The organism is Massilia sp. TWP1-3-3, from assembly GCF_049897805.1.
Classification (GTDB): domain Bacteria; phylum Pseudomonadota; class Gammaproteobacteria; order Burkholderiales; family Burkholderiaceae_D; genus Telluria_A.
Map to the genome: position 1 here is coordinate 70820 of NZ_JAFCWX010000009.1, position 25149 is coordinate 95968.

General features: G+C 64.4%; 21 protein-coding genes and 1 tRNA gene. 14 read left to right on the plus strand and 8 right to left on the minus strand.

Going from position 1 to position 25149, the window contains the following annotated elements:
• The first annotated feature begins 15 nt into the window (after positions 1–15).
• A complete protein-coding gene (gene tssM, locus ACP7D4_RS11005) occupies positions 16–3567 on the plus strand; it encodes a type VI secretion system membrane subunit TssM (RefSeq protein WP_426209087.1) in 3552 nt (1183 codons plus the stop codon).
• 5 nt (positions 3568–3572) lie between these two features.
• Entirely contained in the window at positions 3573–4286 is a 714-nt protein-coding gene (gene tagF / locus ACP7D4_RS11010) for a type VI secretion system-associated protein TagF (protein ID WP_426209088.1), read from the plus strand.
• Positions 4287–4388: 102 nt separating this feature from the next.
• Here tagF and ACP7D4_RS11015 read toward each other — a convergent pair whose 3' ends face one another.
• From ACP7D4_RS11015 to ACP7D4_RS11025, 3 genes are all read right to left on the minus strand, one after another.
• Positions 4389–5819 (minus strand): PA domain-containing protein, encoded by a 1431-nt coding sequence (locus ACP7D4_RS11015; protein WP_426209089.1) that lies wholly within the window; start codon positions 5817–5819, stop codon positions 4389–4391.
• Entirely contained in the window at positions 5806–6237 is a 432-nt protein-coding gene (locus tag ACP7D4_RS11020; protein ID WP_426104363.1) for a post-PEP-CTERM-1 domain-containing protein, read from the minus strand. The genes ACP7D4_RS11015 and ACP7D4_RS11020 overlap by 14 nt, the downstream gene beginning before the upstream one ends.
• Positions 6238–6565: 328 nt before the next feature.
• Entirely contained in the window at positions 6566–7441 is an 876-nt protein-coding gene (locus tag ACP7D4_RS11025; RefSeq protein ID WP_426209091.1) for a GlxA family transcriptional regulator, read from the minus strand.
• A 94-nt stretch (positions 7442–7535) separates the two neighbouring features.
• Between ACP7D4_RS11025 and ACP7D4_RS11030 the strand changes: the two genes are divergently transcribed.
• Complete coding sequence (locus ACP7D4_RS11030; protein ID WP_426209093.1) at positions 7536–8762, plus strand: M23 family metallopeptidase; 1227 nt, start codon at positions 7536–7538, stop codon at positions 8760–8762.
• Between the two features lie 6 nt (positions 8763–8768).
• On the opposite strand, the gene ACP7D4_RS11035 is transcribed toward ACP7D4_RS11030, so the two are convergent.
• The 3 genes from ACP7D4_RS11035 to ACP7D4_RS11045 form a co-directional block, all read right to left on the minus strand.
• A complete protein-coding gene (locus ACP7D4_RS11035) occupies positions 8769–9473 on the minus strand; it encodes a M50 family metallopeptidase (RefSeq protein ID WP_426104368.1) in 705 nt (234 codons plus the stop codon).
• A gap of 1 nt (position 9474) precedes the next feature.
• The gene (locus tag ACP7D4_RS11040; protein ID WP_426209095.1) at positions 9475–11154 is read right to left on the minus strand and encodes a protein kinase domain-containing protein; all 1680 of its coding nucleotides are present in this window, start codon (positions 11152–11154) and stop codon (positions 9475–9477) included.
• 362 nt (positions 11155–11516) lie between these two features.
• Positions 11517–11593 (minus strand) — tRNA-Arg (locus tag ACP7D4_RS11045).
• A gap of 237 nt (positions 11594–11830) precedes the next feature.
• Here ACP7D4_RS11045 and ACP7D4_RS11050 point away from each other — a divergent pair.
• Genes ACP7D4_RS11050 through ACP7D4_RS11065 form a run of 4 tightly spaced genes read left to right on the plus strand, consistent with a single transcriptional unit; the run spans position 11831 to position 14247 of the window.
• Positions 11831–12304 carry a hypothetical protein gene (locus ACP7D4_RS11050; protein ID WP_426209097.1) on the plus strand — a complete coding sequence of 158 codons (474 nt, stop codon included), beginning with the start codon at positions 11831–11833 and terminating at the stop codon, positions 12302–12304.
• A complete protein-coding gene (locus tag ACP7D4_RS11055) occupies positions 12255–13385 on the plus strand; it encodes a sensor histidine kinase (RefSeq protein ID WP_426209099.1) in 1131 nt (376 codons plus the stop codon). The genes ACP7D4_RS11050 and ACP7D4_RS11055 overlap by 50 nt, the downstream gene beginning before the upstream one ends.
• Entirely contained in the window at positions 13363–14103 is a 741-nt protein-coding gene (locus tag ACP7D4_RS11060) for a LytR/AlgR family response regulator transcription factor (protein WP_426104377.1), read from the plus strand. Before ACP7D4_RS11055 ends, ACP7D4_RS11060 begins: the two co-directional genes overlap by 23 nt.
• 21 nt (positions 14104–14124) lie before the next feature.
• Complete coding sequence (locus ACP7D4_RS11065; RefSeq protein WP_426209101.1) at positions 14125–14247, plus strand: hypothetical protein; 123 nt, start codon at positions 14125–14127, stop codon at positions 14245–14247.
• Here ACP7D4_RS11065 and ACP7D4_RS11070 read toward each other — a convergent pair.
• Both ACP7D4_RS11070 and ACP7D4_RS11075 read right to left on the minus strand, forming a co-directional pair.
• Positions 14244–15188 carry a D-2-hydroxyacid dehydrogenase gene (locus ACP7D4_RS11070; protein WP_426209102.1) on the minus strand — a complete coding sequence of 315 codons (945 nt, stop codon included), beginning with the start codon at positions 15186–15188 and terminating at the stop codon, positions 14244–14246. The genes ACP7D4_RS11065 and ACP7D4_RS11070 overlap by 4 nt on opposite strands.
• Positions 15189–15204: 16 nt before the next feature.
• Positions 15205–16122, minus strand: a complete 918-nt coding sequence (locus ACP7D4_RS11075; RefSeq protein WP_426104381.1) for a LysR family transcriptional regulator — start codon at positions 16120–16122, stop codon at positions 15205–15207.
• Positions 16123–16253: 131 nt separating this feature from the next.
• Here ACP7D4_RS11075 and ACP7D4_RS11080 point away from each other — a divergent pair, with 131 nt between their 5' ends.
• The 7 genes from ACP7D4_RS11080 to ACP7D4_RS11110 all read left to right on the plus strand — a co-directional run bounded on the left by ACP7D4_RS11080 (position 16254) and on the right by ACP7D4_RS11110 (position 25047).
• Positions 16254–16442: a hypothetical protein gene (locus tag ACP7D4_RS11080; protein ID WP_426104383.1), complete on the plus strand. Its 189-nt coding sequence runs from the start codon at positions 16254–16256 to the stop codon at positions 16440–16442.
• Entirely contained in the window at positions 16439–17287 is an 849-nt protein-coding gene (locus tag ACP7D4_RS11085; protein ID WP_426104385.1) for an alpha/beta hydrolase, read from the plus strand. Before ACP7D4_RS11080 ends, ACP7D4_RS11085 begins: the two co-directional genes overlap by 4 nt.
• A 143-nt stretch (positions 17288–17430) precedes the next feature.
• The gene (locus ACP7D4_RS11090) at positions 17431–18633 is read left to right on the plus strand and encodes an efflux RND transporter periplasmic adaptor subunit (RefSeq protein WP_426209103.1); all 1203 of its coding nucleotides are present in this window, start codon (positions 17431–17433) and stop codon (positions 18631–18633) included.
• 4 nt (positions 18634–18637) lie between these two features.
• Positions 18638–21814 carry an efflux RND transporter permease subunit gene (locus ACP7D4_RS11095; protein WP_426209105.1) on the plus strand — a complete coding sequence of 1059 codons (3177 nt, stop codon included), beginning with the start codon at positions 18638–18640 and terminating at the stop codon, positions 21812–21814.
• The gene (locus tag ACP7D4_RS11100; RefSeq protein WP_426209107.1) at positions 21814–23223 is read left to right on the plus strand and encodes an efflux transporter outer membrane subunit; all 1410 of its coding nucleotides are present in this window, start codon (positions 21814–21816) and stop codon (positions 23221–23223) included. Before ACP7D4_RS11095 ends, ACP7D4_RS11100 begins: the two co-directional genes overlap by 1 nt.
• 215 nt (positions 23224–23438) lie before the next feature.
• Positions 23439–24023, plus strand: coding sequence for a sigma-70 family RNA polymerase sigma factor (locus tag ACP7D4_RS11105; protein WP_426104390.1), 585 nt, complete (start codon positions 23439–23441; stop codon positions 24021–24023).
• Positions 24010–25047, plus strand: coding sequence for a hypothetical protein (locus ACP7D4_RS11110; protein WP_426209109.1), 1038 nt, complete (start codon positions 24010–24012; stop codon positions 25045–25047). Before ACP7D4_RS11105 ends, ACP7D4_RS11110 begins: the two co-directional genes overlap by 14 nt.
• Positions 25048–25149 lie beyond the last annotated feature (102 nt).

Genomic DNA, 25149 nt, shown 5'->3' on the forward strand with positions numbered 1-25149 from the left:
CCACGGCGCGCAACCATGAAAAAACTATTTACCTGGATGTTCAAGCCGGCAGTCCTGGCGCTGGCGGGCGTTTTCCTGCTCGCGCTGGTGATCTGGTTCGAGGCGCCGCTGCTGGTATTTGACGGCAAGGTGCCGTTCGGCTCCAGCGGCGTGCGCTGGTTCATCATCGTGCTGCTGCTCGCGCTTTGGGCTGGATACTTTACCTGGAAGGTGGTCGCCGCGCGCCTGGCCAACAAGCGCCTGATGGCGAGCCTGGCGCCGCCGCTTGATGCGCCGCCGGCAAACGCCGGCGCGCCGGCCCAGCAGGCGGCACTGGCCGAACAGGCCGCACTGGCGCAGCGCATGCAGCAGGCCGTGGGCCTGTTGAAAAAATCGGCATCGGGCAAAAAGCAGTGGGGCGGCCAGTACCTGTACCAGCTGCCCTGGTATATGTTTGTCGGCGCGCCAGGCAGCGGCAAGACCACCACGCTGCTCCATTCGGGATTGAAGTTCCCGCTGGCCGAAGCGATGGGCCCCGGCGCCATTGGCGGGGTGGGCGGCACGCGCCAGTGCGACTGGTGGTTCACCGATGAAGCCGTGCTGCTCGATACCGCAGGGCGCTACACGACCCAGGACAGCAACGCTGAAGTCGACCAGGCCGGCTGGCAGGGCTTTTTGGGGCTGCTAAAGAAACACCGGCCGCGCCGCCCCGTCAACGGCATCATCGTCGCGCTCAGCGTGGCCGACCTGCTGCAGCAAGGCCCGGCCGCGCGCCAGGCGCAGGCGCTGGCCATTCGCGCCCGCATCAAGGAGCTGCACGACACCCTGGGCAGCAGCTTTCCGATATACGTAGCCGTCACCAAGTGTGACCTGCTGGCCGGCTTCGTGGAGTTTTTCGATCACCTTGGCCGCGACGAGCGCGCCCAGGTCTGGGGCATGACGTTCCCGCTGGCGCTTGAGGGTCAGGCCAGCGCTGCGCTGGCCAGTTTTCCCGAGCGTTTTTTGGCGCTCGAGCAGCGCCTGCAGGTGCGCGTGCTTGACCGCGTGCAGCAGGAGCGCGACCTGCAGCGGCGCGCCTTGCTGTACCGCTTCCCGCAGCAGTTCGCCGCGCTTGGCGACGTGCTGGGCGGCTTTTTGACGGCCGTGTTCGAGCCGAATCGCTTCGAGAGCGCTTCGTTGCTGCGCGGCGTGTACTTCACCAGCGGCACCCAGGAAGGTAGCCCGATCGACCGCGTCATGGCGTCGCTGGCGGCGGCCTTTGGACTGGACCGCAAGGTGCTGCCGCCGAACGCGGCCAGCGGGCGCAGCTACTTCATTACGGCACTGCTCAAAGAGCTGATGTTCAAGGAAGCGGGCCTGGCGGGCACCGACAGCCGTTTTGAAAAGCGCCGCAGCCAGATGCGCCTGGCGCTGGGCGCAGGCGTAGCCTTGCTGGTGGTGTTGGTGGCGACCGGACTTGGCGTGAGCTACTTTCGCAACCAGGCGTACGTGGCCCAAGTGGCCGCCAAGAGCGACCAGCTGGGGCAACTGGCCGGGGCCGCGCCGCAGCACGGCAGCGTGGTGGGCGTGCTGCCGCTGCTGAACGCCGCGCGCGAGCTGCCCGGTGGATATGCCGAGCGCGATGCCGGCGTGCCGGTCATGAATCGCTTCGGGCTGTCGCAGGCTGACAAGTTGGGCAATGGCGCCCAGAACGCCTACCGGCGCCTGCTGCGCAGCGCGCTGCTGCCGCGCGTAACGAGCCGGCTCGAAGAAGTGCTGCGCCGCGGCGACGCCAATAACCAGGAATATTTGTACGAAGCCTTGCGCGTGTACCTGATGCTCGGCCAGAGCGGCCATCTCGATCCCGATTCGGTGCAAGCCTGGCTGGCGATCGACTGGGCGCGCAACCTGATTGATGCCACACCCGAGCAGCGCGACCAGCTGGCGCTGCACGTGGGCGCCATGCTCGCGCCTGGCGCCGACAGCGAAGAACCGGCGCCGCTGGACGCTGCGCTGATTGCGCAAACGCGCATGACGCTGGCGATGATGCCGCTGCCGCAGCGCCTCTACAACCGCCTGAAGCGCCAGGTGGCAACGGCCAAGCTGCCGGAGTTTAGCGTCAGCAGTGCCGTGGGCCGCGACGCCACGCAAGTTTTGGCGCGCAAGAGTGGTGAGCCGCTCACGCGCGGCATTCCCGGCCTGTACAGCGTGGCCGGCTACAAGGAATTGTTAAAAGAAGCGCCCCAGGCCATGCTCGACATCGCCCAGGACAGCTGGGTGCTCGACAAGCGCGAAGCACAGGGCGCGCTGGACGCCGTGACCGGCGACCAGATGCGCGCCGCCGTGCTTGCCTTGTACTACGCGGACTACATTGCGCAGTGGGATGCGATGCTGGCCGACGTGCGCATCTTGCCGTTTTCCAGCCTGGACCAGGGTGCGCGCATCACCAATGCGTTGGCGGCGGGCGACTCGCCGCTGCGATTGTTCTTGCAGGGCGCGGCTAGGGAAACCAAGCTTGCCGCAGCAGCGGGCAAGGCGCCCGCGCTCGACCAGGCGGTACTTAACAAACTGGCCGCCGCGCGCAAAAAGCTGGAAGCGGCGCTCGGCGCCGACGCCGCGCCTGCCGCCGGGCCGGCCGCCACCAACCCGGTCGACCAGCATTTCGAGCCGCTGCACAAGCTGGTGGGCGCGCCTGGGGCCCCTATGCCGGCGCCGCTGGACGCCATGCTCGCCATGCTCAAGGAAGCGTCCGTGTATTTTGACGCCGCCGAAAACGCGCGCAAGGGCGGCCTGCCACCCCCGCCTGCGGAAGTGCTGCAGCGTATCAAGCGCGAGGCCGACGGCAAGCCGGCGCCGCTGGGCGAGATGATGCAGACCATCGACAGCGCCGGCGCCGGCCTCACGCTGGGCAGCGAGCGCGCGCGCCTGAAAGCGTTGTGGGATGCCGCCGGCGCCACCTTCTGCCGCGAAGCGAGCAGCGGGCGCTATCCGCTGGTGCGCGGCGCCACCAAGGATGTGACGCTGGACGACTTTGGCAAGTTGTTCGGGCCGGGCGGGGTGATGGAGGACTTCTTCAACAAGAACATGGCGACCCAGGTCGACATGTCCGGGCCCCAGTGGAAGTGGCGCGATGCGGCGATCGGCATCCCGCAAGACACGCTCAACCAGTTCCAGCGCGCCGCGCGCCTGCGCGAGATGTTCTTTTCCGCCGGCGGGCGCCAGCCGGGCCTGCGCTTTGACCTGACCCCGGTCAGCGCCGATCCCGTGCTCACCAAAGTCACCGTCGACATCGACGGCCAGCCGGTGGTGTATGCGGCCGGCGCGGTGGCGCGGCCCACGCCGATCACGCTGCCAAGCGGCAAAGGCGGCGGCCTGGTGCGGCTGGAGGCGACGCCGGCGCAAGGCGCCGAGCTGCGCGGCGACGGCGCCTGGGGCTGGTTCCGCATGCTTGACCAGGGTGTGCTGGCGCCGACCGGCCAGGGTGAGCGCTACAAGCTGACGTTCGACCTGGGCGGCCACAAGATTGTCTATGACCTGACCGCCAGCAGCGTGATCAATCCATTCCGGCGCGACGGCCTGGAACAATTCCGCTGCCCGAGCGCATGGTAGACATGGTGGATCCACGGCCAGGCTTTTACGGCAAAGTCACCAGCCATGGCGACTTTGTCGGGCGCCGCCTGGCGCCTTCGTTCCAGCAGGGCTGGGATGGCTGGCTGCAGGCGGGCATGCAGCAAAGCCGGCAGACGCTGGCCGAGCGCTGGGTCGCCACCTGGCTGAGCAGCCCGATATGGCGCTTTGCGCTGGCGCGCGGCGTGTGCGGCGAGAACGCGTGGGTCGGGCTGATGATGCCCAGCGTGGACCGGGTGGGGCGCCATTTTCCGCTGACGCTGGCCGCCTGCATCGACGCTCAGGAGTCGCTGCTCGACTGCGCGAGTTTGCATGACGACTGGTTCAAGGACCTGGAAGAACTGGCCCTGTCGTCCCTGGGCGAAGGGTTTTCGCTTGACGCTTTTGACACGGCCTTGTGCAACCTGGGTCCGCCCGATCAATCCGGTGCTGCCAACGCGGCTGGCGGCAGCGAGGCCGGCACCGTGATTGCGCTCGATCCGGCGCTTCAATTGCATCAGCAGTTGGCAACGCCCTCACCAGGCTTGGTGAAAGCGGTGGCCGGCGCCGCGCTGCATGGCCACAGCTTGTGGTGGACCGATGGCTCGCCCAAGATTGCGCCTTGCATGCTCGTGTGTGACGGCTTGCCCGCGGCCGCTGCATTTGTTGCGCTGCTCGATGGGACGTGGAATGCGCATGGGTGGGTTGGGGCGCATGCTTGACGCCACAATCTCCACAATCTCCACAATCTCCACGATCTGGCATAAAAAAACCGCCTGCAAGCAGGCGGTTTCGTTATACGGCGGTGGCAAGCAGCTTGCGCATTACCAGCCAATATCCTTGAGCAGCTCGAACGTCAGGTCAACCGGCACCGTCAGCGAATGGGTCAGGTCGGCGCTGATGGCCGGCTCCATCAATTGGTTGCGCCGGGCCGAGGTGTTGTAGTGCGATACCGACGAGCCTGACTCATACGGGTTCGGCGTGTACATCGTGATGCGCCGCTGAGAGTCGGTACCGGCGATCAGCGTTTTCGACAGTTCAAGCTTGCCGACCGTACCGGAGGTGTCGCCGTTGGGCTTGCTCAGACTGGCGCCGATCGCGGCGCCGTCAGTTTGCGTGACGCGCACCGCCGGAATGCTGATGCTGGGATCCGCGCCGCCTAGGCCACTGAGTTCAGCGGCGACATTGTCGGCAACAATGACACCGATCGCACCGGCATTCTGGGCGTTCTTGACCTTGATCGTAAAGCCGCAAGTGCCGCGGCTGACCAGCGCAATTTTACCGTACACGGAGGCCGTATTGGCTGGATTGAAAGGCGTGCAAGCCGAACCGGGGCTGTCGGCCTGCAGGGCCACTTTGGCGATTTCGCCCGTGACGGCCGCACTGCCGATCGCCGGGCCAAAGTCGGCCGCGCCCACCGCATACAGACTGGCGGCCTGCTTGGCGCCATAGCCGACCAGGCGCAGCTGCGGTGTGGCCGACAGCACCTTGGGCACGGCCGCCGTCACGCGCGCGCCGGTCCAGGACAAGCCTGCCGGCTTGAGCGACGATGCAACGCGCTCGGCGGCGGTCATGTTGACCCACAGTTTGTTGGTCGTATTGTCGAGCAGGAAGTGGTCCCAGACCGACGGGTAACCGGCCAACTGGCTGCCCGTCAGGCCGCTGGTAAAGGTCTGAAAGCCCAGGCCGTGACCCATTTCGTGCAGCAGCGTGGCGACAAAGTCGATGTTGCTGCCGTGGTTGGCATCCAGGCCCAGGTAAAACGAGGTACCGGTGAGGCAATTTTCCTTGCCCAGTTCGGAATTGAAGTTGGCGTTGATTTGCGGACCGACCTCGTCCGAGATTTCCGCACCATACAGCTTGTTTGCCAGCGCGTACGAATACAAGGTGCCAGCCTTTGGCGCGCCGGGGAAGTCGGCGAAAATCTGGGTCGCGCCAGCGCTGCCCAGTACGGCGCCGGTGGCGGTACAGGTGAGCGGCCGGAACTGCGCATTGATCACGATGGGCACGGCGCTGGTGACGGTCGCGCCCCAGATATTCGCCGCGTGGGTAAAGGCGATCAGGCGCTGCGCGCCGACCGTGGTGCCGGTATTGCCGCCCACTGGCGTGGCGGGCGTGGCGTCGTTAAAGCCGACACCGGCCGCGTTGGCGTTGTTGATGACAATCGTGGCCGCTGCCTGGGCGGCGCCGGCGGCGAACGAGCATGCCAGTGCCGCGGCAAGCAGGGTGAGGCGAGGGCGCTTATTGAACATCATTGTGCTGCTCCTTCGATTGCCTGGTCACTGGGCTCGACATGGTGCTCACTGCGGCGCTGGCGCCGGTGACGCAATCGGTTTCAAGGCCGCCTGCAGCGCTGCGCCGCACGACCGAATACGAGATCGATTCTTCGTCGACGTGGGCGGCGAGGATGCCGTTTTTTTGCAGGCGAATGACGTTGGCCTGCGGCGCGCCGGTGGCCTTGCGCGCGGCAAGCTCGCTGGCGCGGTGGGCGGCGCGCAGGTCGTTCAGTTGCTTCGCTTCAGCCGCGGTCGGGTTGCGCATCTTGCCGGTGGCCGGATCCTTGAACGCGGTCTGGCCGGCTTGGGCGTCCTGGCCTGCGGCGGACGCCGTGGCGGACAGCGCCAGGGCCGCGACAGCGACCAAAGTGCGCAGTGAAAACACGGAGGTATGCATTTTGTGATGTCTTTCTAAAATGTACTTCGATCGGTCTTTCAGGTCTACCGTCCCACTGTTCAAGCCGGTTGGCAATAACTATAGCTTCCCCGATAAGCTGCATGATTGAAATTCTCACGGTGAATATCTCGTTCTTCTCGTAAATGTAAAAATATCGTGCGGTTTCTCCTGGTAAAGCCCGGGCAGTGGCCGGCTTGGCACTGTTGTTTTCCGCGTTATGCGAAGCGTGCCTGGTACTCGCTCGGCAACACACCGAGTTGCGCCGCGAAGGCGCGCCGTAAATTGTATTCGGTGCCATAGCCGCTCTGGCGCGCCGCCTGTTTGACGCTCATTCCCGGCTGTTAAGCAGGCCGCAGGCCAGTTCCATGCGCAGGCGCAGCAGCAACTGGGCCGGCGCGACGCCGGTCTCCTGGCGCAGCCTTCGGTGTAGCGTGCGCACCGACAATGCGCATGCGCCAGCCATCTGCACGACATCAACTTCCTGGCGCAGGCGCGGCCGCAGCCACGCGGCAAGCTGCCCGCCAACGCTCTGTTCGGGCAAGTGCGACAACATCTCTGAACTGAACTGGCGTTGTCCGCCGGGCCGCTTGAGGAAGAAAACCATGCGCTTTGCGACAGCGAGCGCAGTGGCGCGCCCAAGGTCCTGTTCCACCAGGCACAAAGCCAGGTCCATGCCCGCCGAAATGCCGGCCGATGTGTGAAATTTTCCGTCGCTCACATAAATTTCGTTGTCTTGCGTAACGACGCCTGGATGCTCGCTGCGAAGTTGCGCGACGTCTTTCCAGTGCGTCACGGCGCGCCGCCCGTCCAGCAGCCCGGCGCGCGCCAGCACGAACGCGCCCGTGCAGACCGAACAGCAGCGCGCGACGGCGTCGCTGGCGCGCACGATCCAGCGCAGCAGCGTCGCGTCTGTTGGCAAATCCGCGCAGCGACCGCCCGCGACGATCAGCGTCGCGCCGGCAAGGCTGCGCCTCGGTAGTGCCGCAGTCAGCACGCTGATGCCAGACGACGAGACGACCGCGCCGCCACCGAGCGCGATGAGATGGATGCGATAGGGTAGCGGCCGGCCGGCGTCGCGCGCTTCGTCGTTGGCGGTGGAGAAGACCTGCGCGGGACCAGTGGCGTCAAGCAGCAGAAAGTGGGGAAACACCAGCAGCCAGATGTCGATGGGCGCTGCCGCATCGTTGTTTCTTGAAATTTTCATCGTGGCCGATATTCAACCATGAATGTCATTTATGTCAATCGCCGTATCGCTACAATTGCGCCTTACCAAGTTACTTCAGAAAGAGAAATTGCCAATGCCGATCAAACAACATGCCCGTTCATTCGCGCTTGCCGGCCTGCTAGGCTTTGCCTGTACAGCATCGTGGGCCATTGCCGAAGCGCTGCCGGCCGGGTGTCAGTTGGCAGCCAGCACGGCAGCGGCCACGGGCGCGGGCGCGGCCAGCGCGCCTCAGGCTGCGTTTCCCCCGGTGCAGCTGGAAGTGCGCACGCCCGTCGCGCCGGTGCCTGTTCCGCGCGAGGGACGCAATTACCTGATCTATGAGCTGCACTTGCACAATTACGCCGCCGAGGCGTCGAGCGTGCGCGCCATCGAAGTGCGCAGCGCGGATGGTCGCAGCACGGCGAGCGCCCAATTCAAGGACGCGGCCCTGCAGGCGGTGCTGGCGCCGGACAGCGGCGACGAAATCGACAATAGCAACAGGATCAACCATGTGCGCCGCATCGGCGCAGGGCAGGTGGTGGTTGCCTTTTTGTGCGTGGCGTTTGACAAAACGTTGCCAATCCCGGCCAGACTGCGGCACCGCATCGTGCTCGATGGCGCGATCGCCGACGGTCCTGTCGTTGACGTGCGCCGCACCGCCTTGCCGATGCTCGGACGGCCCCTGACCGGCAGCGGCTGGCTCCCCCGCAACGGGCCGCACGCCGGTTCGCATCACCGCATGGGCCTGTTCGTTGCCGACGGCCTCGCAACCATTTCGCGGCGCTACGCGATCGACTGGCACAAATCGAAGCAAGGGGCAACGTTTTCAGGCGATCCGCGCGACCTGCACGCGTACTACGCTTATGGCGAAAACGTGCTCGCCGTGGCTAGCGGCACGGTGGTGGCGGCAAGCGACGGCATGCCGGACAATATCCCCAAGACCGAGGCCGGCTTTGCGACAGCGGTACCAATGTCCATGGCGTCGATCGCCGGCAACGCCATCGTCATTGCACTCGGTGACGGTCAGCTCGCATCCGATTCCCATTTGCAGGCCGGCAGCGTGCGCGTGAAGACGGGGGAGCATGTGAAACGGGGTCAAATGATTGCCCGCGTGGGCAATTCAGGTGACGCGCGTTGGCCGCATTTGCACTTCCAGGTCACGGACCGGGTGCACGCGCTGATGGGCGAGGGCAGCCCTTTTGTGATCGACCACTACCTGATCCAGCAACCCGGTGCTACGTGGGAAGCGCGCAGCGGCGAGTTTCCCTGGGGTGACACTGCCGTGATCGATTTCGGGCCTGGCGCCAGCGCCGCCCAGTAGTTAGCGTCAGCGCCTGGCCGGGACTGGCCCCGGGCGCGCGTTCGGCAGCTTGATATGGCCATGGCGAAACGCCGTCCACCAGATCAGCAGCGACAGCACGGCCATGCACAGCGCAATGGGCAAGGTCAGCAATTGCACGCCCATGTACCTGGCCAGGATGCCCGCGTCGGTGCGGCCGGGAATCGAAAACAGATACATCTGCACGTCGCGCCACGATTCGGAGGCGAACAGGGCCGACACAAGCAGCGTCACCGGTCCGGGGAACTTGCGCCACAAAAAGAACAGCCCCACGCTGATCGCAAGGATAGCCAGCAGGCTCAGGCTGATGCCATTTCCAAAGAGCATAACCAGCGGGGGCAGCGCCACCGTTAGCAAATGCATGGGCCAGATCCACGCGGGCCTGCGCGCCGTGACCAGCAAGGCCGCGCCCCACAGCGAGGTGCCGACATACCCGGCCATGGAAATGACGGGGAACCAGCCGCCCGACGTCCACGTCACGCCATTGCGCGCGTGCACTTCCATGCTGTGCACGGAGCCGCCGGTCAGCCAGGCGCCCACGGCGTGCATGCTTTCGTGCCAGGCGATCAGGTACAGGTCGACCGGCGCCATCAGCGCCGTTTGCCGCAGGTACGCGACGACAATGCCAAAGGCGATGAAGCCAAACAGGGTCGGCCAGATCCGGATGTCGAACCATTGCTTTATTTGTGGCATCTCAGATTGGTCCGTCCTGGCACAGCGCAATTAAGATCGTGATGTTGTCGCGGCCCCCGCACTCCTTGGCGCGTTCGATCAGCTGGGCGCAAATGGCCGCCAGCGACGCCGTCGTCGCGCCGCCCAAAGCCGCTTCCATTTCACCGTCCGTCACGCTGCCGTGCAAGCCGTCGCTGCACAGCATCAGAACGTCGCCCGGCTGCACCAGCTGCGAGCGTACTTCCGGCGCCACGGCAGGCGACGGCCCCATCGCCTGCAGCAGCATGTTGCGCGGCGGGAGATTGTCGAACAATCCCGCATCGAACGCCTGCTGGTACATGGTCTGGTCGCGCGTGAGCTGTTCGAGCCGCCCGCCGCGCAGGCGGTACAGGCGGCTGTCGCCGACATGAAAGAGCACGAAGGGCGCCTGTCCGGCCGGGCGCCAGATGCCGGTCAGCGTCGTGCCCATGCCGCCGCCGTCTTCGCAGTCATTGTCCATGTTGCGCCGGTACAGGCTGCGATTGGCGAACTCGATCGCGTCGTGCAGCAGGCCCACGGCGCGCATGGACGGGTCGGACCAGGTGGCGTCCGGATCGGCGGCGGCGAAGTCGCCGCCGTCGGCCAGCTTGTGCGCATGTGCAGTCAAGTACTCGCGCAGCGCCGTCAGCACGCCGGCGCTGGCCACTTCGCCGGCCGCGTGGCCGCCCATGCCGTCGGCCACCATCGCCAGGCCGAGCGCGGCGTCGATCAGGAAGTTGTCTTCATTGGTGGTGCGCACAGTGCCGATGTCGGTGGCGCCGTACGCCACGATCGAAGGCAACTGGTGCAGCTTGCTCGGGGAAAGTGCGGTCCAGGTGCTCATGGCGTCCTTGTCGGGAAAAGGGTCGGGGCGGGGCGGGGCGGCGCGCGCCAGCGCATCGAGAAAGGCGCGCGCGCACTGAAATCGGTCTTGCGGTGCCTTGGCCAGCGCACGCGCGACGATGGCGTCGTACGGGCCCAGGCACGCCAGCAGCGTCGATGGCGGGGCGGGGGACTCATGCAATATCTGGTGCATCACCGCTGACGACGAGCCGGCAAAGGGCCGCGCGCCAGTGAGCAGCTGGTAGAGCAGCACGCCGCATGAAAACACGTCGGAACGGGCGTCGGCGGTCTCGCCGCGGAACTGCTCGGGCGACATGTAGCTGGGCGTGCCGATCATCGAGCCGGTCTGGTTGAGCGCGGACGGCTCGATGCGCGCGATGCCGAAGTCGCTCAGCTTGACGCAGCCGCAGGATGTGATCAGCAGGTTGGCCGGCTTGATGTCGCGGTGGACGACGCCGCGCGAATGGGCGTAGTCGAGCGCGAGCAGCAGCTCGCTCATCCAGGCAAACACGCGCGCCGGCGCGGTGGGCCGCTGGGGGAATATCAATGTAGAGAGTGGCGCGCCGTCGACAAATTCCATGGCGATGTAGGCTGAGTCGCTGTCTTCGCCGTAGTCATGGACCATGACGATATGTGGATGGTTCAGCCGTCCGGCCGCCTGCGCCTCGTTCTTGAGGCGGCTGATCAGGTCTGCCTGCTGGCTGTTGGAGAACAACTCCTTGCGGATCGTCTTGAGCGCGACGACGCGTTCGCGCTGCGGGTCGAACGCTTTGTACACCACCCCCATGGCGCCTTGGCCGAGGATGCTGTCGATGCGGTATTTGCCTAGCTGCTCGATCATGCCGATCCGTCCCACCTTCGCTTTTCCGACCCACGCTCCGGCTCATGCAAGTAAGTATAATTTGTCAAGATTGTACCGCAGCGTTCCTGGATAAAGTTGTGAAAGTTTGGGGTTTTTGGGGAGGCGAGGGTGTTCAAAGAGATACTGCGTGTTTCGGCTAGCATCTCAAACAACATCGTCCTCGCGCACGCGGGGATCCATGGAGCAGTTGCTCAGTTGAACCGTTCCATGGGTCCCCGCGTGCGCGAGGACGATGTCGTGCTGCGGCATTGCTGCCCCTTTTGCAACAGCCTCGTGCGAGAGGACGATACAAAGAAAAAGGCCTGAAGATCACTCTTCAGGCCTTTCATCTTACGAATTTTTGGTGCGGCTGGCAGGAATTGAACCCACGACCCCTTGGTTCGTAGCCAAGTACTCTATCCAACTGAGCTACAGCCGCGAAAGAGACAGGAGTATAGCAGCAATGTTTTAATTCTGGAAGCGCAAAATAATAGTGGCGTTCCCTACAATGCCGCAGGCCGTTGCAGCATCGTGCCGCGCACCTCGATCTCCAGCGAAGGAAACGCCAGTTACCTTGATTGCCGCAGTCATCCCCGAAAGGAAGCCATTCATCGCAGAGTGGCTGGTGCATACCCTCTTTGAAAGAATCGGGTTTCCCCCATTCTTGGAGCGACACATGCACACCCTTGCCCACCCTGCGACAGAGAAGCTTATTGCGCGTAAGTTCCTTTTGCTATCACTAATTTGCCTGCTTGCCGCCCGCGGACTAGGCACCGTCTTTGCCTGCGCCGCGGCCGTGGTGCGGATTTTTTACCCTGCTTTCGATGTCCATCCGGCGCTGTCGTGGGCGCCGTTGACGCTGGTCGCCGCGCAGCTGGGCTATTTCGGGTTCTGCCGCTATCTGACGGAGGGGAAGACATCGTGGCCCGTCAGCGTTCTGTATTCATGCAAACTCCAGTTGCAGGCCACGTTTGAGTGTTTGTTAGTGATGGCTTGGATCCCACTTGGGATCGGGGGAATTTTACATCGCTGCAAGCATGAGGGGCGATCAGTCCACGGTCCACTGGATACTTCAGACCGTTGCGACGGGGCGCTTTGGGATGCTGGTTGTGGAGCTGTGCCTCGCAGCGCCCATCCTGGCGATCATTAATGCCAGCATACGCCTGTATGCCGCAAGCCGGCGCACTGACGCGCTGGTCAGGCTAATCGACGGCAGCCTCTTGGTGGACACAGTGCTTTTGCGCGGCAATGCCCTCGACTGCGAAAGCGAAATGGCACGCCAGATCGAACGCATTACCAGCGGGCAGATGCCGGGCTTGGGCCGCTTAATCTACGGCAGCCACGCTAAACTGACAAAGCGAATCAGGGGCAAGCAGACCGTCCACGCATTAACCTGGCTGGGCTGCCCGATGCATGTGGAGATCTCCATGCACGCGCTCGAGAATGGCCTACAGCAATTGCGCGTGCGTACTGTACGGTCCGGCGGGCTCGCCTGGTTTGTCGCCGCGCCACTGGACGCGATCGCGCAGATGCAGTACATGGACAGCAACTTGGTACAGCCATTGGTGAACCTGCTTGAGCGCAGGACTGCACAGCGCCAACGCGAAGCGCTGCACAACCAAGCCATTGAAGCGCAGTTGCGCATCCTGCAGGCGCAGATCGAGCCCCACTTCTTGTTCAATACCCTGGCCAATTTACGCCAGCTCTACCGCACCAGCGCGGTCGATGGCGAGTCGATGCTCGATCATCTGATCGCGTACCTGCGCAGCGCCATGGAAAACCTGCGTGCCGAGTATTCATCCGTGGTGCAGGAAATGGACCTGGCTATGCATTATCTGGCGATCATGCAGATTCGCATGGGCTCGCGCCTGGCCTATCGTTTTGTCGTTCCGGATGCATTGCTGAAGCACCCGCTGCCACCGGCCATGCTCATTTCGCTGGTGGAAAATGCAGTCAAGCACGGCATCGCGGAGAGCAGCGAAGGGGTAATCACACTGTCCGTTGCGCGCATAGGCGCCGCGCTGCACGTTAGCATTGCCGACAACGGACCAGGCATCTCCAGCGTAGGCGGCACGGGTCTTGGCTTGTCGAATATCAGGCAGCGCCTGGAAGCGATCTACGGCAGTAGCGCTTGCCTGGAAGTGGGTTCCCCGGTCGAGGGCGGATTTACTGGCACGATTATCATCCCGTTTGAAGAAGGAGTTGTTCATGCCGACCGCATTGCTGGCTGAGGATGAAGCACTGCTGCTCGCCGAATTGCGCACCGCGCTTGCCGACCTGTGGCCAGAGCTGCGTATCGTGGCCGAGACCACCGATGGCGCGGCCACGCTGGCGGCGCTAAGGCAGCATGTACCGGACGTGGCCTTCCTGGACATTAATATGCCAAAGGCGACCGGCCTTGACGTTGCGCGTGTCCGACCGGCTGGCACCGCGGTGGTCTTTCTGACCGCGTACGGGGAACATGCGGTTGACGCGTTCAATGTGGGCGCTGCGGATTATCTGCTGAAGCCGCTCGACCGGGGGCGCTTGCTCGATACCATCGAACGCTTGAAACTGCGACTGGCGGGACCACCCGTTGCGCTCGTCGCACCAGTACCCGCGGGCGCGCCTGAACAACCACGTTATCTGTCGTGGATTCAGGCATCCGTGGGCAACCTGCTGCGCGTGATCACGGTGGATGAAGTGATCTATTTCCAGTCCGATGCGAAGTACACGAAAGTGGTGACTTCAAACGTTGAGGCGCTGATTCGTTTGCCGGTCAAGGATTTGGTGGAACAACTTGACCCGCAGGAGTTCATACAGATTAACCGGGGCGCGATTGTCAATCGCCGCCGGATCGAGGCCGTCTATCGGCAAGATGGCCACATGGAGGTGCGGCTGAAGGGCCGCGCCGAGGTGCTGAGCGTGAGCGCGTCGAATCAAAGCGAGCAGGCGTTCCGTCAAATGTGAATGATGGGCATGGAGATGCCGATGGATGACGCTTTCAGGGACAAGATCGGCAATGGGCTTGACCTGGCGATGGCCTTTTGCGGCCTGCGCGTCATCCTGGATGTCGACCGCCGCATCCTGCTTTCCGCCACCTGTCCACCTTAAACGACGTTCAGCGGCCTGCCCGCATGCCAGGCTTCAATATTATCGATCAGCATATCGGCCAGCGTTTGCATTGCGCCTGCGCTGGCCCACGCCACGTGCGGCGTCAGTATAAAATTGGGCAGCCGAAGCTGCAGCAGCGGATTGTCGGGCAAGGGCGGCTCCTGGCTCAAAACATCAAAGCCGGCGCCCCCGATCACGCCATTGGTCAAGGCTTGCGCCAGCGCCGCCTCGTCGACCAGGCCGCCGCGCGCCGTATTGATCAACAGCGCGCTGCGCTTCATGGTAGCCAGTTCCGCCGCACCGATCAGCTTGCGCGTCTGCTCGTTCAAGGGCAGGTGCAGGCTGATGACGTCGGCCGTGCGCAGCAGTTCGGCCAGCGGCAATTCGGTCACGCCGGCGTCGGGGGCCGGCGAGCGGGACGTCACGCACACTTGCATGCCAAAGGCGCGCGCAATTGCCGCCACCTTCTTGCCCAGCGCGCCATACCCCACGATGCCAAGGCGGCTACCGGCCAGGTCTGCAATTGGATGGTCGAGCAGGCAAAACCGGCTCGATTGCTGCCACAGGCCCGCCTCGACATCGGCGCGATAGGCGCGCAGGTTGCGGCGCAAGGCCAGGATCAGCGTGAACACGTGTTCGGGCACCGACACGAGCGAGTAATTGCGGATGTTCGACACCAGAATGGCGCGCTCGCGGCAGGCCGCCAGGTCCACGTTGTCGGTCCCGGTGGCGGCGACAGCGATCATTTTCAGCTCCGGCAGCTGCGCGATATCGGCCGCGCGCAGCGGCACCTTGTTGGTAATGGCAACGCTGGCGCCGCGCAGGCGCTGCACAAGGTCGCCGGCGCCGGTGGCCGCGTGCTCGCTCCACTGGTGTGCAAAGCCCGGGCGGCGCACCTGCGCCTGCAGGCTGTCGCGGTCCAGAAAAACAATACGATCCATGACGCTACGCTCCATGTCAGGCTTTCTTCGGTTGCAAGCTGGGGTGGGTCATCAACAGGTCAGCCACCCATTCCACGAACACGCGCACCTTGGCCGACAGGTGGCGGTTTTCCGGGTACACGATATTGATCGGCATGGGCGCACTGGTCCAGTCTTGCAGCACCAGTTCCATCTGCCCCGAGGCCACCAGCGAGTCGACCTTGTAGCTGGCCATCTGCACCAGCCCCAGGCCCTGCAGCCCGGCCGTCATGTAGACGGTGGAGTCGTTCACCGCCAGGCACGACGGCACGGGAATGAAAATGGTTTCGTCGCCGCGCACAAAGTCCCAATCATGCGTCTTGCCGCTCTTGGACGAAAAATAATTGATGCAGCGGTGCTCGGCCAACTGGTCGGGGTGCGTGGGACGGCCATGCATGTCAAGGTACTCGGGCGTGGCGGCAATGGCGAAGTGCAGCACGCCGATGCGGCGCGCAATCAGGGCCGAATCGGGCAGGTTGCCGCCGCGGATGGCGCAGTCGACGCCTTCTTCGATCAGGTCCACGGCGCGGTCGCTGCAGCCAAGGTCGAGCCGGATGTCAGGGTAGCGCGCAAAAAAATCCGGCAGGGCGGGGATGATCAGATCATTTGCCATGCCGGTGGAAACGTCCACCCGCAGGCGCCCGCTGGGCGAAGCGCGGTTGGTCGAGAGCGACTCCTCGGCTTCGCGCACGTCCGACAGGATGCGCAGGCAGCGCTCATAATAGGCGGCGCCGTCGGAGGTCACGCTGACCTGTCTTGTGGTGCGGTGCAGCAATTTGACGGTCAGCGCCGTTTCCAGCGCCTGCACCAGGGTCGACACCGTCGCCTTGGGCAGTTGCATGTTCTCGGCCGCGCGCGTAAAACCGCCGGCGTCGACCACCTGCACGAATACTTCCATTGCCTGTAACTTATTCATTTTTCCCTTATTGTTCGGATTCCTGAACAATCAATTCGCGCTTGCCATCTTTATTAGATTGTAGAACAAGTTTAAAGTGTCTGTACTGGCTCAAGAGATGCAGTCAACAACAAAGCGGGAAGGGGTGTCGTATGCGTATTCAAAATGGTTTGTTTGTCGTGGCGGCGCTCACGCTGGCGGCCCTGACCGCTTTCGGTACCGTCTATACCGCCCCGTACCAGCAAGCGTCACGCTCGCAAAGCGCCGGTTTTGATGCACTTGCACATGACCTGTTCGGGGACCTTATGGGTTCCGGCCAGGGCCAGGACGCGGGCAAATGAGCGCGCCCATGAATCCCGCCGAGCTGACACTGCGCGACATTGACGTTGCCGGCGCCGAAGGCGCCCTGGCTGCCCGCCTGTACCGCGGCGGCGCCGACAAGGCCAGGCGCGACGGTCTGGTGGTGTTCTTTCATGCGGGTGGTTTCGTAGGTGGCGACCTTGACGAGGCGGACGAATTTCTGCGCCATCTGGCCTGCTGCTCGACCCGGCATCTGGTGCTTGCCTCGTGCTACACGCTGGCGACCGAACGGCCTTTCCCGGCAGCGGTCGAAGACGCCCATGCGGTGCTGGCGTGGGTGCGCAAGAACAAGACCAAGCTGGGTTGGACCGGCAAGCGCCTGGTGGTGGCCGGCATTGAAGCGGGGGCCAACCTGGCTGCGGTGGCGGCCCTGATGGCGCGCGACCGCGGCGGTCCGGCGCTCGCTGGCCAGATCCTGGTCATGCCCATGCTTGACCCGGGCTTGTCGACCTGCTCGATGCGCGAAGTACCGGTTGATTCCGGCGTGGCCGGCGTGGCCGGCGCGTGCGCGGCGAGCTATCGCGGCTACCTGCCCAACGCCGCCGACCGCAGCCACCCGTATGCGTCGCCCTTGCAATCGAGCCGCCTGAAAAACCTGCCGCCGGCGCTGATTCTATCGGCCGAAGACGATCCATTACGCGACGAAGCTGAACAATACGGCGCCAAACTGAGCGCCAGCGGCGTCACCACCACCATCAAGCGGCTCAATCCCGAGCCGCTGCCGGACGCCGCGGCGCGCAATGAATGCGCTTGCCAGGCGGCCGCGCTCCAGGAAATCGGCAAATTCCTGGTCGCCCTGGAAGAAGAAATTCCGGTTCTTTCCTAGTCAAATCCGCTGTACCAGTTAAACCCGTGCAGCTGCGCTGAGAGACCCTCGGTGCAGCGTACGGACCCTATTCGCCCGCAGTTTGCGGCGCGGACGCTTTGTCGTCTTCATCATTAAAAATATTCAATAAAACAAGGAATCTCATGAAAGCCGTTAATTCACGAATTGCTCCGCGAATTTCTCCACTACGTCGCCCGCTCATCGCCGCGCTGGCGCTTGCCGGGTTGGCGCTGACGCTGTCGGGCTGCGATGAAAGCCGGGCCACGCCATCGGCGCCGATGGCCCCGCCGGTCACCGCCGCCGCCGTCATCGAACGCCAGGTCACTGAAACCGAGGAGTTTTCGGGCCGGCTGGAAGCGGTGGAGCGGGTTGACATTCGCTCGCGCGTGGGCGGCTTTGTGGTCTCGTCCAACTTCACCCCGGGCAGCCTCGTCAAGAAAGGGGACCTCTTGTTCGTGATCGACGCGCGGCCATTCCAGGCCGAGGCCAGCCGCGCCGAAGCGGCGGCCGGTTCGGCCCGCGCGCGCGCCGACCTGGCCAAGCTGGAACTGGCACGGGCCGAACGGCTGCTGGCCGACAAGGCCATCGCCCAGCGCGAGTTCGATGAAAAAGCGTCCGGCCTGAAGGAACTTGACGCCAATGTGCGCGCCGCGCAGGCCTCGCTTGAAGCTGCGCGCCTGAACGTGAGCTACACGCGGGTGCTCTCGCCTATCAATGGCCGCGTCTCGAAAGCGGAAGTCACCACCGGCAACCTGGTGGACGGCGCCGTGATCCTGACGACGGTGGTGTCGAACAATCCCATCTACGCCAGCTTTGACGGCGACGAAGACACTTACCTGCGCCTGGCGCGCGTGTCGCAAAAAGGTGCACCGGTCATGGTCAAGGTGGGCCTGGCCAATGAAGAAGGCTTCCCGCACAGCGGCAAGCTTGACTTTGTCGACAACACGCTCGACGCCAAGACCGGCAGCGTGCGCATGCGCGCCACGTTCGACAACAGCGACAACACGCTGGTGCCGGGCCTGTTCGCCCGCGTCCAACTGGGCGGCGCGGACGGCGCGCAAACGAAAGCCGTATTGATCAGCGAGCGCGCCGTCGGGACCGACCAGAATCGCAAATTCGTGTATGTGGTCAAGGCCGACAACACCGCCGAATACCGCGCCGTGACGCTCGGCCCCGTGATCGATGGCCTGCGCGTGGTGCGCAGCGGCGTCAAGCCGGGTGAAAAAATCGTCGTCAACGGCCTGCAGCGGGTGCAGCCGGGCGCACCGGTGACCGCGCAGATCGTTGCGATGGACGCCGACACCAAGGGCGCAATCAAACTGGCTGCTGCCGCAGTCAAGGAATAAGAACATGAATTTTTCGCGCTTTTTCATCGACCGGCCGATCTTTGCAGCGGTCCTGTCGATCATCATCTTTGTCGCCGGCCTGCTCGCCATTTTCGAGCTGCCGGTGTCTGAATATCCCGACGTGGTGCCGCCATCGGTGGTGGTGCGCGCCCAGTACCCGGGCGCCAATCCCAAGGTCATCGCCGAAACCGTGGCCGCGCCGCTCGAAGAGCAGATCAACGGCACCGAAAACATGCTCTACATGTCGTCGCAATCGACGTCCGACGGCTCGCTCGCGCTGACCGTCACCTTTAAGGTCGGCACCGACGTCGAGAAGGCCGAGTCGCAGGTGCAAAACCGCATCCAGCGCGCCTTGCCGCGCCTGCCCGAGGAAGTGCGCCAGATTGGCGTCACCGCCGTCAAGAGTTCGCCCAACCTGACCATGGTCGTGCACCTGGTCTCGCCAAGCGGTCGCTATGACGACACTTATCTGCGCAACTACGCCGTTTTGAACATCAAGGACCAGCTGGCGCGCCTGCAGGGCATGGGCGAGGTGCAGCTCTTTGGCGCGGGCGACTACGCCATGCGCATCTGGCTCGACCCGCAAAAAGTGGCGGCGCGCGGCATGACTGCCGGCGACGTGGTCGCGGCAGTGCGCGAGCAGAACGTCCAGGTGGCGGCCGGCGTGGTCGGCGCGTCGCCTTCCAAAGGAGCCGAGTTCCAGTTGACCGTCAATACCCAGGGCCGTTTGACGACGGTCGAACAGTTCGGCGACATCATCGTGCGCACCGGCGAAGACGGCGCACTGACGCATCTGCGCGACGTGGCCCGGCTGGAACTGGGCGCCAACTCGTATGCGCTGCGCGCACTGCTGAACAACAAGTCGGCAGCCGCCATTCCCCTGTTTGAAGCGCCGGGCGCCAACGCCCTGCAATTGTCGGCCGATGTGCGCGCCACCATGAAGCGCCTGTCCAAGGACTTCCCGGAAGGCGTCGAATACCAGGTCGTGTACGACCCCACCCAGTTCGTGCGCGAATCGATCAAGGCGGTCGTGGTGACGCTGCTCGAGGCAGTGGCGCTGGTGGTGCTGGTGGTGATTATTTTCCTCCAGACCTGGCGCGCCTCGATCATCCCGCTGGTGGCGGTCCCGGTGTCGATCATCGGCACCTTTGCGGTGATGCTGGCGTTCGGGTTTTCGATCAATACGCTGTCGCTGTTCGGCCTGGTGCTAGCGATCGGCATCGTCGTCGATGACGCCATCGTCGTGGTGGAAAACGTCGAGCGCAATATCGAATCGGGCTTGAGTCCGCGCGACGCCACGGTGCAGGCCATGAAAGAAGTCAGCGGCCCGATCATCGCCATCGCGCTGGTGCTGTGCGCCGTGTTCGTGCCGATTGCCTTCGTGTCTGGTTTGTCGGGCCAGTTCTACCGCCAGTTCGCGCTGACGATTGCCATTTCCACCGTAATTTCGGCATTCAGCTCGCTCACGCTCTCGCCGGCGCTGGCCGCCGCCTTGCTCAAGCCGCATGACGCGCCGAAAGACGCCCTCACGCGCGGCATGGACAAGGTGTTCGGCGGCTTTTTCCGCTGGTTCAACCGGTTCTTCGGGCGCGCCTCGACCCGCTACGAGAGCGGCGTCAATGGTGTCCTCAAGCGCAAGAGCGCGGCCGTTGCCGTGTATGCGCTGCTGGCGATCGGCGCCGTGTTCATGTTCAAGGCGGTGCCGAGCGGCTTTGTGCCGGCCCAGGACAAGCAGTACCTGGTCGGCTTTGCACAACTGCCCGACGCGGCGTCGCTGGACCGGACCGAAGCCGTGATCCGCCGCATGTCCGACATTGCCTCCAAGGTGCCGGGCGTGGAATCGTCGATCGCTTTTCCGGGCCTGTCGATCAATGGCTTTACCAATGCCCCCAACGCCGGCATCGTGTTCACGTCGCTCAAGCCATTCGACCAGCGCAAGGGCAAAGGCGAGTCGGGACCGGAAATCGCCGCTGAAATCAACAAGCGCCTGGGCGCCATCCAGGACGCCTTCATCATGGTGTTCCCGCCGCCGCCCGTCAATGGCCTGGGTACCATCGGCGGCTTCAAGATGATGGTCGAAGACCGCGGCAACGTGGGCTACGATGAGTTGTACAAGGGCGTGCAGGCACTGCAGGCCAAGGCCTGGCAAAATCCCCAGCTGGCCGGCGTGTTCTCCAGCTTCCAGATCAATGTGCCGCAGCTGTTTGCTGACGTCGACCGCGTCAAGGCGCGCCAGCTCGGCGTGCCGCTGGCGACGATCTACCAGACCTTGCAGATCAACCTCGGTTCCCTGTACGTGAACGATTTCAACCAGTTTGGGCGCACCTACCAGGTGCGGGTGCAGGCGGACGCGCAGTTTCGCTCGCAGGCCGACCAGATCGCCCAGCTCAAGGTGCGCAGCGACAAGGGCGAGATGATTCCGCTGTCGTCGCTGATGCGGGTGAAGGACAGCTATGGCCCGGACCGCGTGCAGCGTTACAACGGCTATGTATCGGCCGATATCAATGGCGGCGCCGCGCCCGGCGTGTCGTCCGGCCAGGCCCAGGCGGCGCTGGAAAAAATCGCTGCCGAAGTACTGCCAAAGGGCGTGACGTTCGAATGGACTGACCTGACGTACCAGGAAATCCTGTCGGGTAATACGATGGTGCTGGTCTTTCCGCTGTGCGTGCTGCTGGTGTTTCTGGTGCTGGCCGCGCAGTACGAAAGCTGGACGCTGCCGCTGGCGGTGATCCTGATCGTGCCGATGTCGATCTTGTGCGCGCTGGTGGGTGTCAAGCTGACCGGCGGCGACAACAATATCTTCACGCAGATTGCCTTGTTCGTACTGGTGGGGCTGGCTTCCAAGAATGCGATCCTGATCGTCGAATTTGCGCGCGAGCTGGAAGACCATGGCCGCAGCGTGGTGGAAGCGGCGCTCGAGGCTTGCCGCCTGCGTCTGCGTCCGATCCTGATGACGTCGATCGCCTTCATCATGGGCGTGGTGCCGCTGGTGTTTTCCAGCGGCGCGGGCGCCGAAATGCGCCACGCGATGGGGGTGGCGGTGTTTGGCGGCATGCTCGGCGTGACGTTCTTCGGCCTGTTCCTCACGCCCGTGTTTTACGTCCTGCTGCGCACCTTTGCAAAGCGCATGGAGCGCAAGGCTCCCTTGCCCCAAAAATTGATCATTGAAGGAGCCATCTGATGAACCGCATTGCACAACGGGTCGCCCCCCTGCTGGCGGCGCTGCTGCTGGTGGCCTGTTCCACCGTACCCGTGTTGAAACCAGCGCCGCTCGAGATGCCGGCGGCCTACAAGGAGGCCGCAGCCAGCGGCGTATGGCAACTGGCCGCGCCGGCCGACGCCCAGCAGCGCGGCCAGTGGTGGCTGGCCTTCAAGGATCCGGCGCTCACCGCGCTGATCGACGAGGCGACCAGGGCCAACGCCAGCCTGGCGGTGGCGGCGGCGCGCGTCAAGCAGGCGAGGGCGCTGGCCGGCCTGTCCGAGTCGGAGCGCAGCCTGCAGCTGGGCGCCGGACTGGGCGCGCGGCGCACCGGTGCCGACGGGGTGAACGCGGCAACCCAGTACCAGGCCCGGTTGAGCGCGAGCTACGAGGTCGACCTGTTCGGGGGCGTTGGCGCGAACGTCAGCGCGTCGCGCGCCGATGCCGCGGCATCGACCGCGACGTATCATTCCGTGCTGCTGTCGCTGCAGGCCGATGTCGCGCAGACCTACTTCAGGCTGCGCGCCACCGATGCGGAGCTTGAAACGCTGGCGCGTTCGGTCGACTTGCGCACGCAAGGCGTCAAGGTCAACCAAAGCCGCTTCGACAATGGCGACATTGGCGAATTCGATCTGGCGCGCGCCAAAACGGAGCTGGCCAATGCGAGAGCGGAAGCCATTGGTTTGCAGCGCCAGCGCGTGCAGACCGAGCATGCGCTGGCCGTCTTGCTGGGCAAGCCGGCCGCCATGTTCAGCGCGGCGGCGGGGCCTTTGCCTGAAACGCTCACCTTGCCGCTGATCCCGGCCGGCGTGCCGTCGCTGCTGCTGCAGCGCCGGCCCGACATCGTCGCCGCGCAGCGCGCAATGGTGGCATCGAATGCGCGCATTGGCGTGGCCAAGGCGGCGCGCTTTCCGTCGCTGATGCTCGATGGCGGCCTGGGAACCGATGCGGCGAGCGCGTCGAACCTGTTCAAGTGGAACGCGCATTCCTGGGTGCTGGGGGCGGTGATGTCGCTGCCGATCCTGGACGGCGGTCGTAACAAGGCCAATATCGCGCGCAGCGAAGCGGTGCTGGAGGAATCGGTGGCCGCCTATCGCCAGAACGTGCTGGTGGCGTTCGCCGAAGTCGAGGACAACCTGGCCGGGCTGCGCATTTTGGCGGGGCAGGCCGAACAAGTTGATGCGGCAGTGGTGTCGGCGCGGCGCTCGGCGGACCTGGCGCAAAAACTGTACCGTGCCGGTCGTTCGAGCTATCTCGACTTGCTCGACGCGCAGCGCAATCTGGCGGCGGTGGAACGCAGCGAAGTGCTGCTGCGCGGCGACCGCGCGGTGACGACCGTGGCGCTGATCCGCTCCCTTGGCGGCGGCTGGGACCAGGTCGCGCTTAAATAGCCCTTAAGCACCAGTCAAGAAACACCGGGGTCAGACCACTTTTGCCGAATCGCAAAAGTGGTCTGACCCCGTCTTGGTTTTGACCGCGCGTCGGTTTGGTAGGCAGGTGCGTTTGGTGCGCGGCTTTTGGTGGATTGGACCGATAATCGTAGTCATGAAACAGTTTTGCCCCCTGCGATTGCGGTTTGGTATGGCGCACCCTACAATGTCGTTACATGCCGCCCACACCCATTCCCGACGAAGAGCTGATGATCCGTTACCGCGAAGGCGACTTGCGCGCGTTCGAGGAACTGTATGGTCGTCACCGCCTCGGCCTGTACCGCTTCGTGGCATGGCGTTCGCCGCGCGCCGACTGGGTCGACGAAGTCGTGCAGGACAGCTGGGCCAACCTGCATCACGCCCGCGGACGCTATCGGCCCGAGGCCACCTTTCGTACCTATCTGTATCAGATTGCGCGCAACCGCCTGCTCGACCTGGTGCGCCAGCAGCAGCCTTTGCTGGCCGCCGACATGGGCACCGGCACCGATGGCCGCGACGTTTTCGACAGCCTGGCCGATACCGCGCACGAAGTGATGACGCCCTACGCCGCGCTCGACGAAAAGCAGCGCAACGACCGTTTATATATGGCGCTGGCTGCCTTGCCGAGCGAGCAGAAGGAAGCGGTCGTGCTGCAGCAGTTCAGCGGCATGAGCCTGGACGAAATTTCAGCCATCGTAGCCGCGCCGGTCGAAACAGTCAAAAGCCGCTTGCGCTATGCGATGCGCCGGCTGCGCGAGGGGAGCCTTAGTGAACAAGGATGACATGAGCGACGACGCGCTATTCGACGCTTTTATAAGCGGCGAGGACGACCTTGCGCGCCGCCTGCAGGCACTTGCGCAGCCGGCTCCGAGCGCGGCCCTCGATGCTGCGATTCTTGCCAGCGCGCGCGCGGCCATGGCGCAGGAGGCGCGGCCAGCGGCGGCCAACGACAGCGGTGACAGCACTGCCGCGCCGCAGTTGGCGCCCAGCCTGGGATGGCGCTGGCGCATGCCGGCGGGGATCGCCGCAGCGGTGCTGGTCGGGGTGTTCGCCAAGCAGGCGTATGAAGCGTCGGCCGACTTGCACCAGGGCGGGGCCCCCGCTCCTGCGCAGTCCGAAGCGGTGATGGCTCCGGCTCCAGAGGCCACGGCCCCAGCTCCAGAGGCGACGGCCCCGACTCCAGAGGTGACGGCGCGGGATGATCGGCGTGCTGCGGCGCCGGTATTGGAGCCGGTGCCGGTGCCGGCGCAAAAACCAGCCGCTGCGGCGCCGCGGGTGAAGGCGGACATGCCGTCGCCTCCACCGCCGCCGACGGCGGTATCTGAATCGTCTGTGCCTGCGCCTGCTCCGGCACCTGCTCCTGCTCCGCCGGCCAAAAGCGCTCCGCCTGAAATGGCCGACAAAGCTTCCATTCCCGCATTGCCGCTCGAGGAGTACGCGCGCGCGGCGCCACGCACGCCGCCCGTGTTCAATTACAGCGCAGCGCCGGCGCCAATGGCGAAACAGGAATTCAAGCCGTCAGCGCCGGTTACTGTCTCGGTTTCGGGACGACGCAACCGGGTGGACGCTGCGGGCGCTGATGTCGCGCGCGAGCTGGCGCGGCCTGTGGTGGCTGCGCCGGCAGCGCCAGCGGTCGCCGCGCCGGCAGCGCCGACGGGGGTGATGGCTGAACGTGATTGGCTCGAGCGCATCAAGAACCTCCTCGCCCAGAGGCGGCAGGCGGAGGCTGTGGCTGACTGGAAGGCGTTTCGGGAGGTGTATCCGCATTATCCGGTGCCTGAGGAAATCAGGTCCCGGTTGGAATAAAAATGCGGCGCTGGCGGAGCAAGGCGCAATGCGCTGCGCTTTTCCGCCCTACGTATGGTTACTGTACGGTGGAAAAGCGGCAGGATTTTCGCCTCTTCTCGC

Bases quoted from the DNA above. Each gene is read 5' to 3' on its own strand.
- ACP7D4_RS11075 (WP_426104381.1), bottom strand. From the start codon at position 16,122: ATGAATAAGTTACAGGCAATGGAAGTATTCGTGCAGGTGGTCGACGCC.
- ACP7D4_RS11015 (WP_426209089.1), bottom strand. From the start codon at position 5,819: ATGATGTTCAATAAGCGCCCTCGCCTCACCCTGCTTGCCGCGGCACTG.
- ACP7D4_RS11050 (WP_426209097.1), top strand. From the start codon at position 11,831: ATGCACACCCTTGCCCACCCTGCGACAGAGAAGCTTATTGCGCGTAAG.
- ACP7D4_RS11020 (WP_426104363.1), bottom strand. From the start codon at position 6,237: ATGCATACCTCCGTGTTTTCACTGCGCACTTTGGTCGCTGTCGCGGCC.
- ACP7D4_RS11030 (WP_426209093.1), top strand. From the start codon at position 7,536: ATGCCGATCAAACAACATGCCCGTTCATTCGCGCTTGCCGGCCTGCTA.
- ACP7D4_RS11090 (WP_426209103.1), top strand. From the start codon at position 17,431: ATGAAAGCCGTTAATTCACGAATTGCTCCGCGAATTTCTCCACTACGT.
- ACP7D4_RS11055 (WP_426209099.1), top strand. From the start codon at position 12,255: ATGCTGGTTGTGGAGCTGTGCCTCGCAGCGCCCATCCTGGCGATCATT.
- tssM (WP_426209087.1), top strand. From the start codon at position 16: ATGAAAAAACTATTTACCTGGATGTTCAAGCCGGCAGTCCTGGCGCTG.
- ACP7D4_RS11070 (WP_426209102.1), bottom strand. From the start codon at position 15,188: ATGGATCGTATTGTTTTTCTGGACCGCGACAGCCTGCAGGCGCAGGTG.
- ACP7D4_RS11025 (WP_426209091.1), bottom strand. From the start codon at position 7,441: ATGAAAATTTCAAGAAACAACGATGCGGCAGCGCCCATCGACATCTGG.
- ACP7D4_RS11095 (WP_426209105.1), top strand. From the start codon at position 18,638: ATGAATTTTTCGCGCTTTTTCATCGACCGGCCGATCTTTGCAGCGGTC.
- ACP7D4_RS11080 (WP_426104383.1), top strand. From the start codon at position 16,254: ATGCGTATTCAAAATGGTTTGTTTGTCGTGGCGGCGCTCACGCTGGCG.
- ACP7D4_RS11035 (WP_426104368.1), bottom strand. From the start codon at position 9,473: ATGCCACAAATAAAGCAATGGTTCGACATCCGGATCTGGCCGACCCTG.
- ACP7D4_RS11100 (WP_426209107.1), top strand. From the start codon at position 21,814: ATGAACCGCATTGCACAACGGGTCGCCCCCCTGCTGGCGGCGCTGCTG.
- ACP7D4_RS11040 (WP_426209095.1), bottom strand. From the start codon at position 11,154: ATGATCGAGCAGCTAGGCAAATACCGCATCGACAGCATCCTCGGCCAA.
- ACP7D4_RS11085 (WP_426104385.1), top strand. From the start codon at position 16,439: ATGAGCGCGCCCATGAATCCCGCCGAGCTGACACTGCGCGACATTGAC.
- ACP7D4_RS11060 (WP_426104377.1), top strand. From the start codon at position 13,363: ATGCCGACCGCATTGCTGGCTGAGGATGAAGCACTGCTGCTCGCCGAA.
- ACP7D4_RS11065 (WP_426209101.1), top strand. From the start codon at position 14,125: ATGGATGACGCTTTCAGGGACAAGATCGGCAATGGGCTTGACCTGGCG.
- ACP7D4_RS11105 (WP_426104390.1), top strand. From the start codon at position 23,439: ATGCCGCCCACACCCATTCCCGACGAAGAGCTGATGATCCGTTACCGC.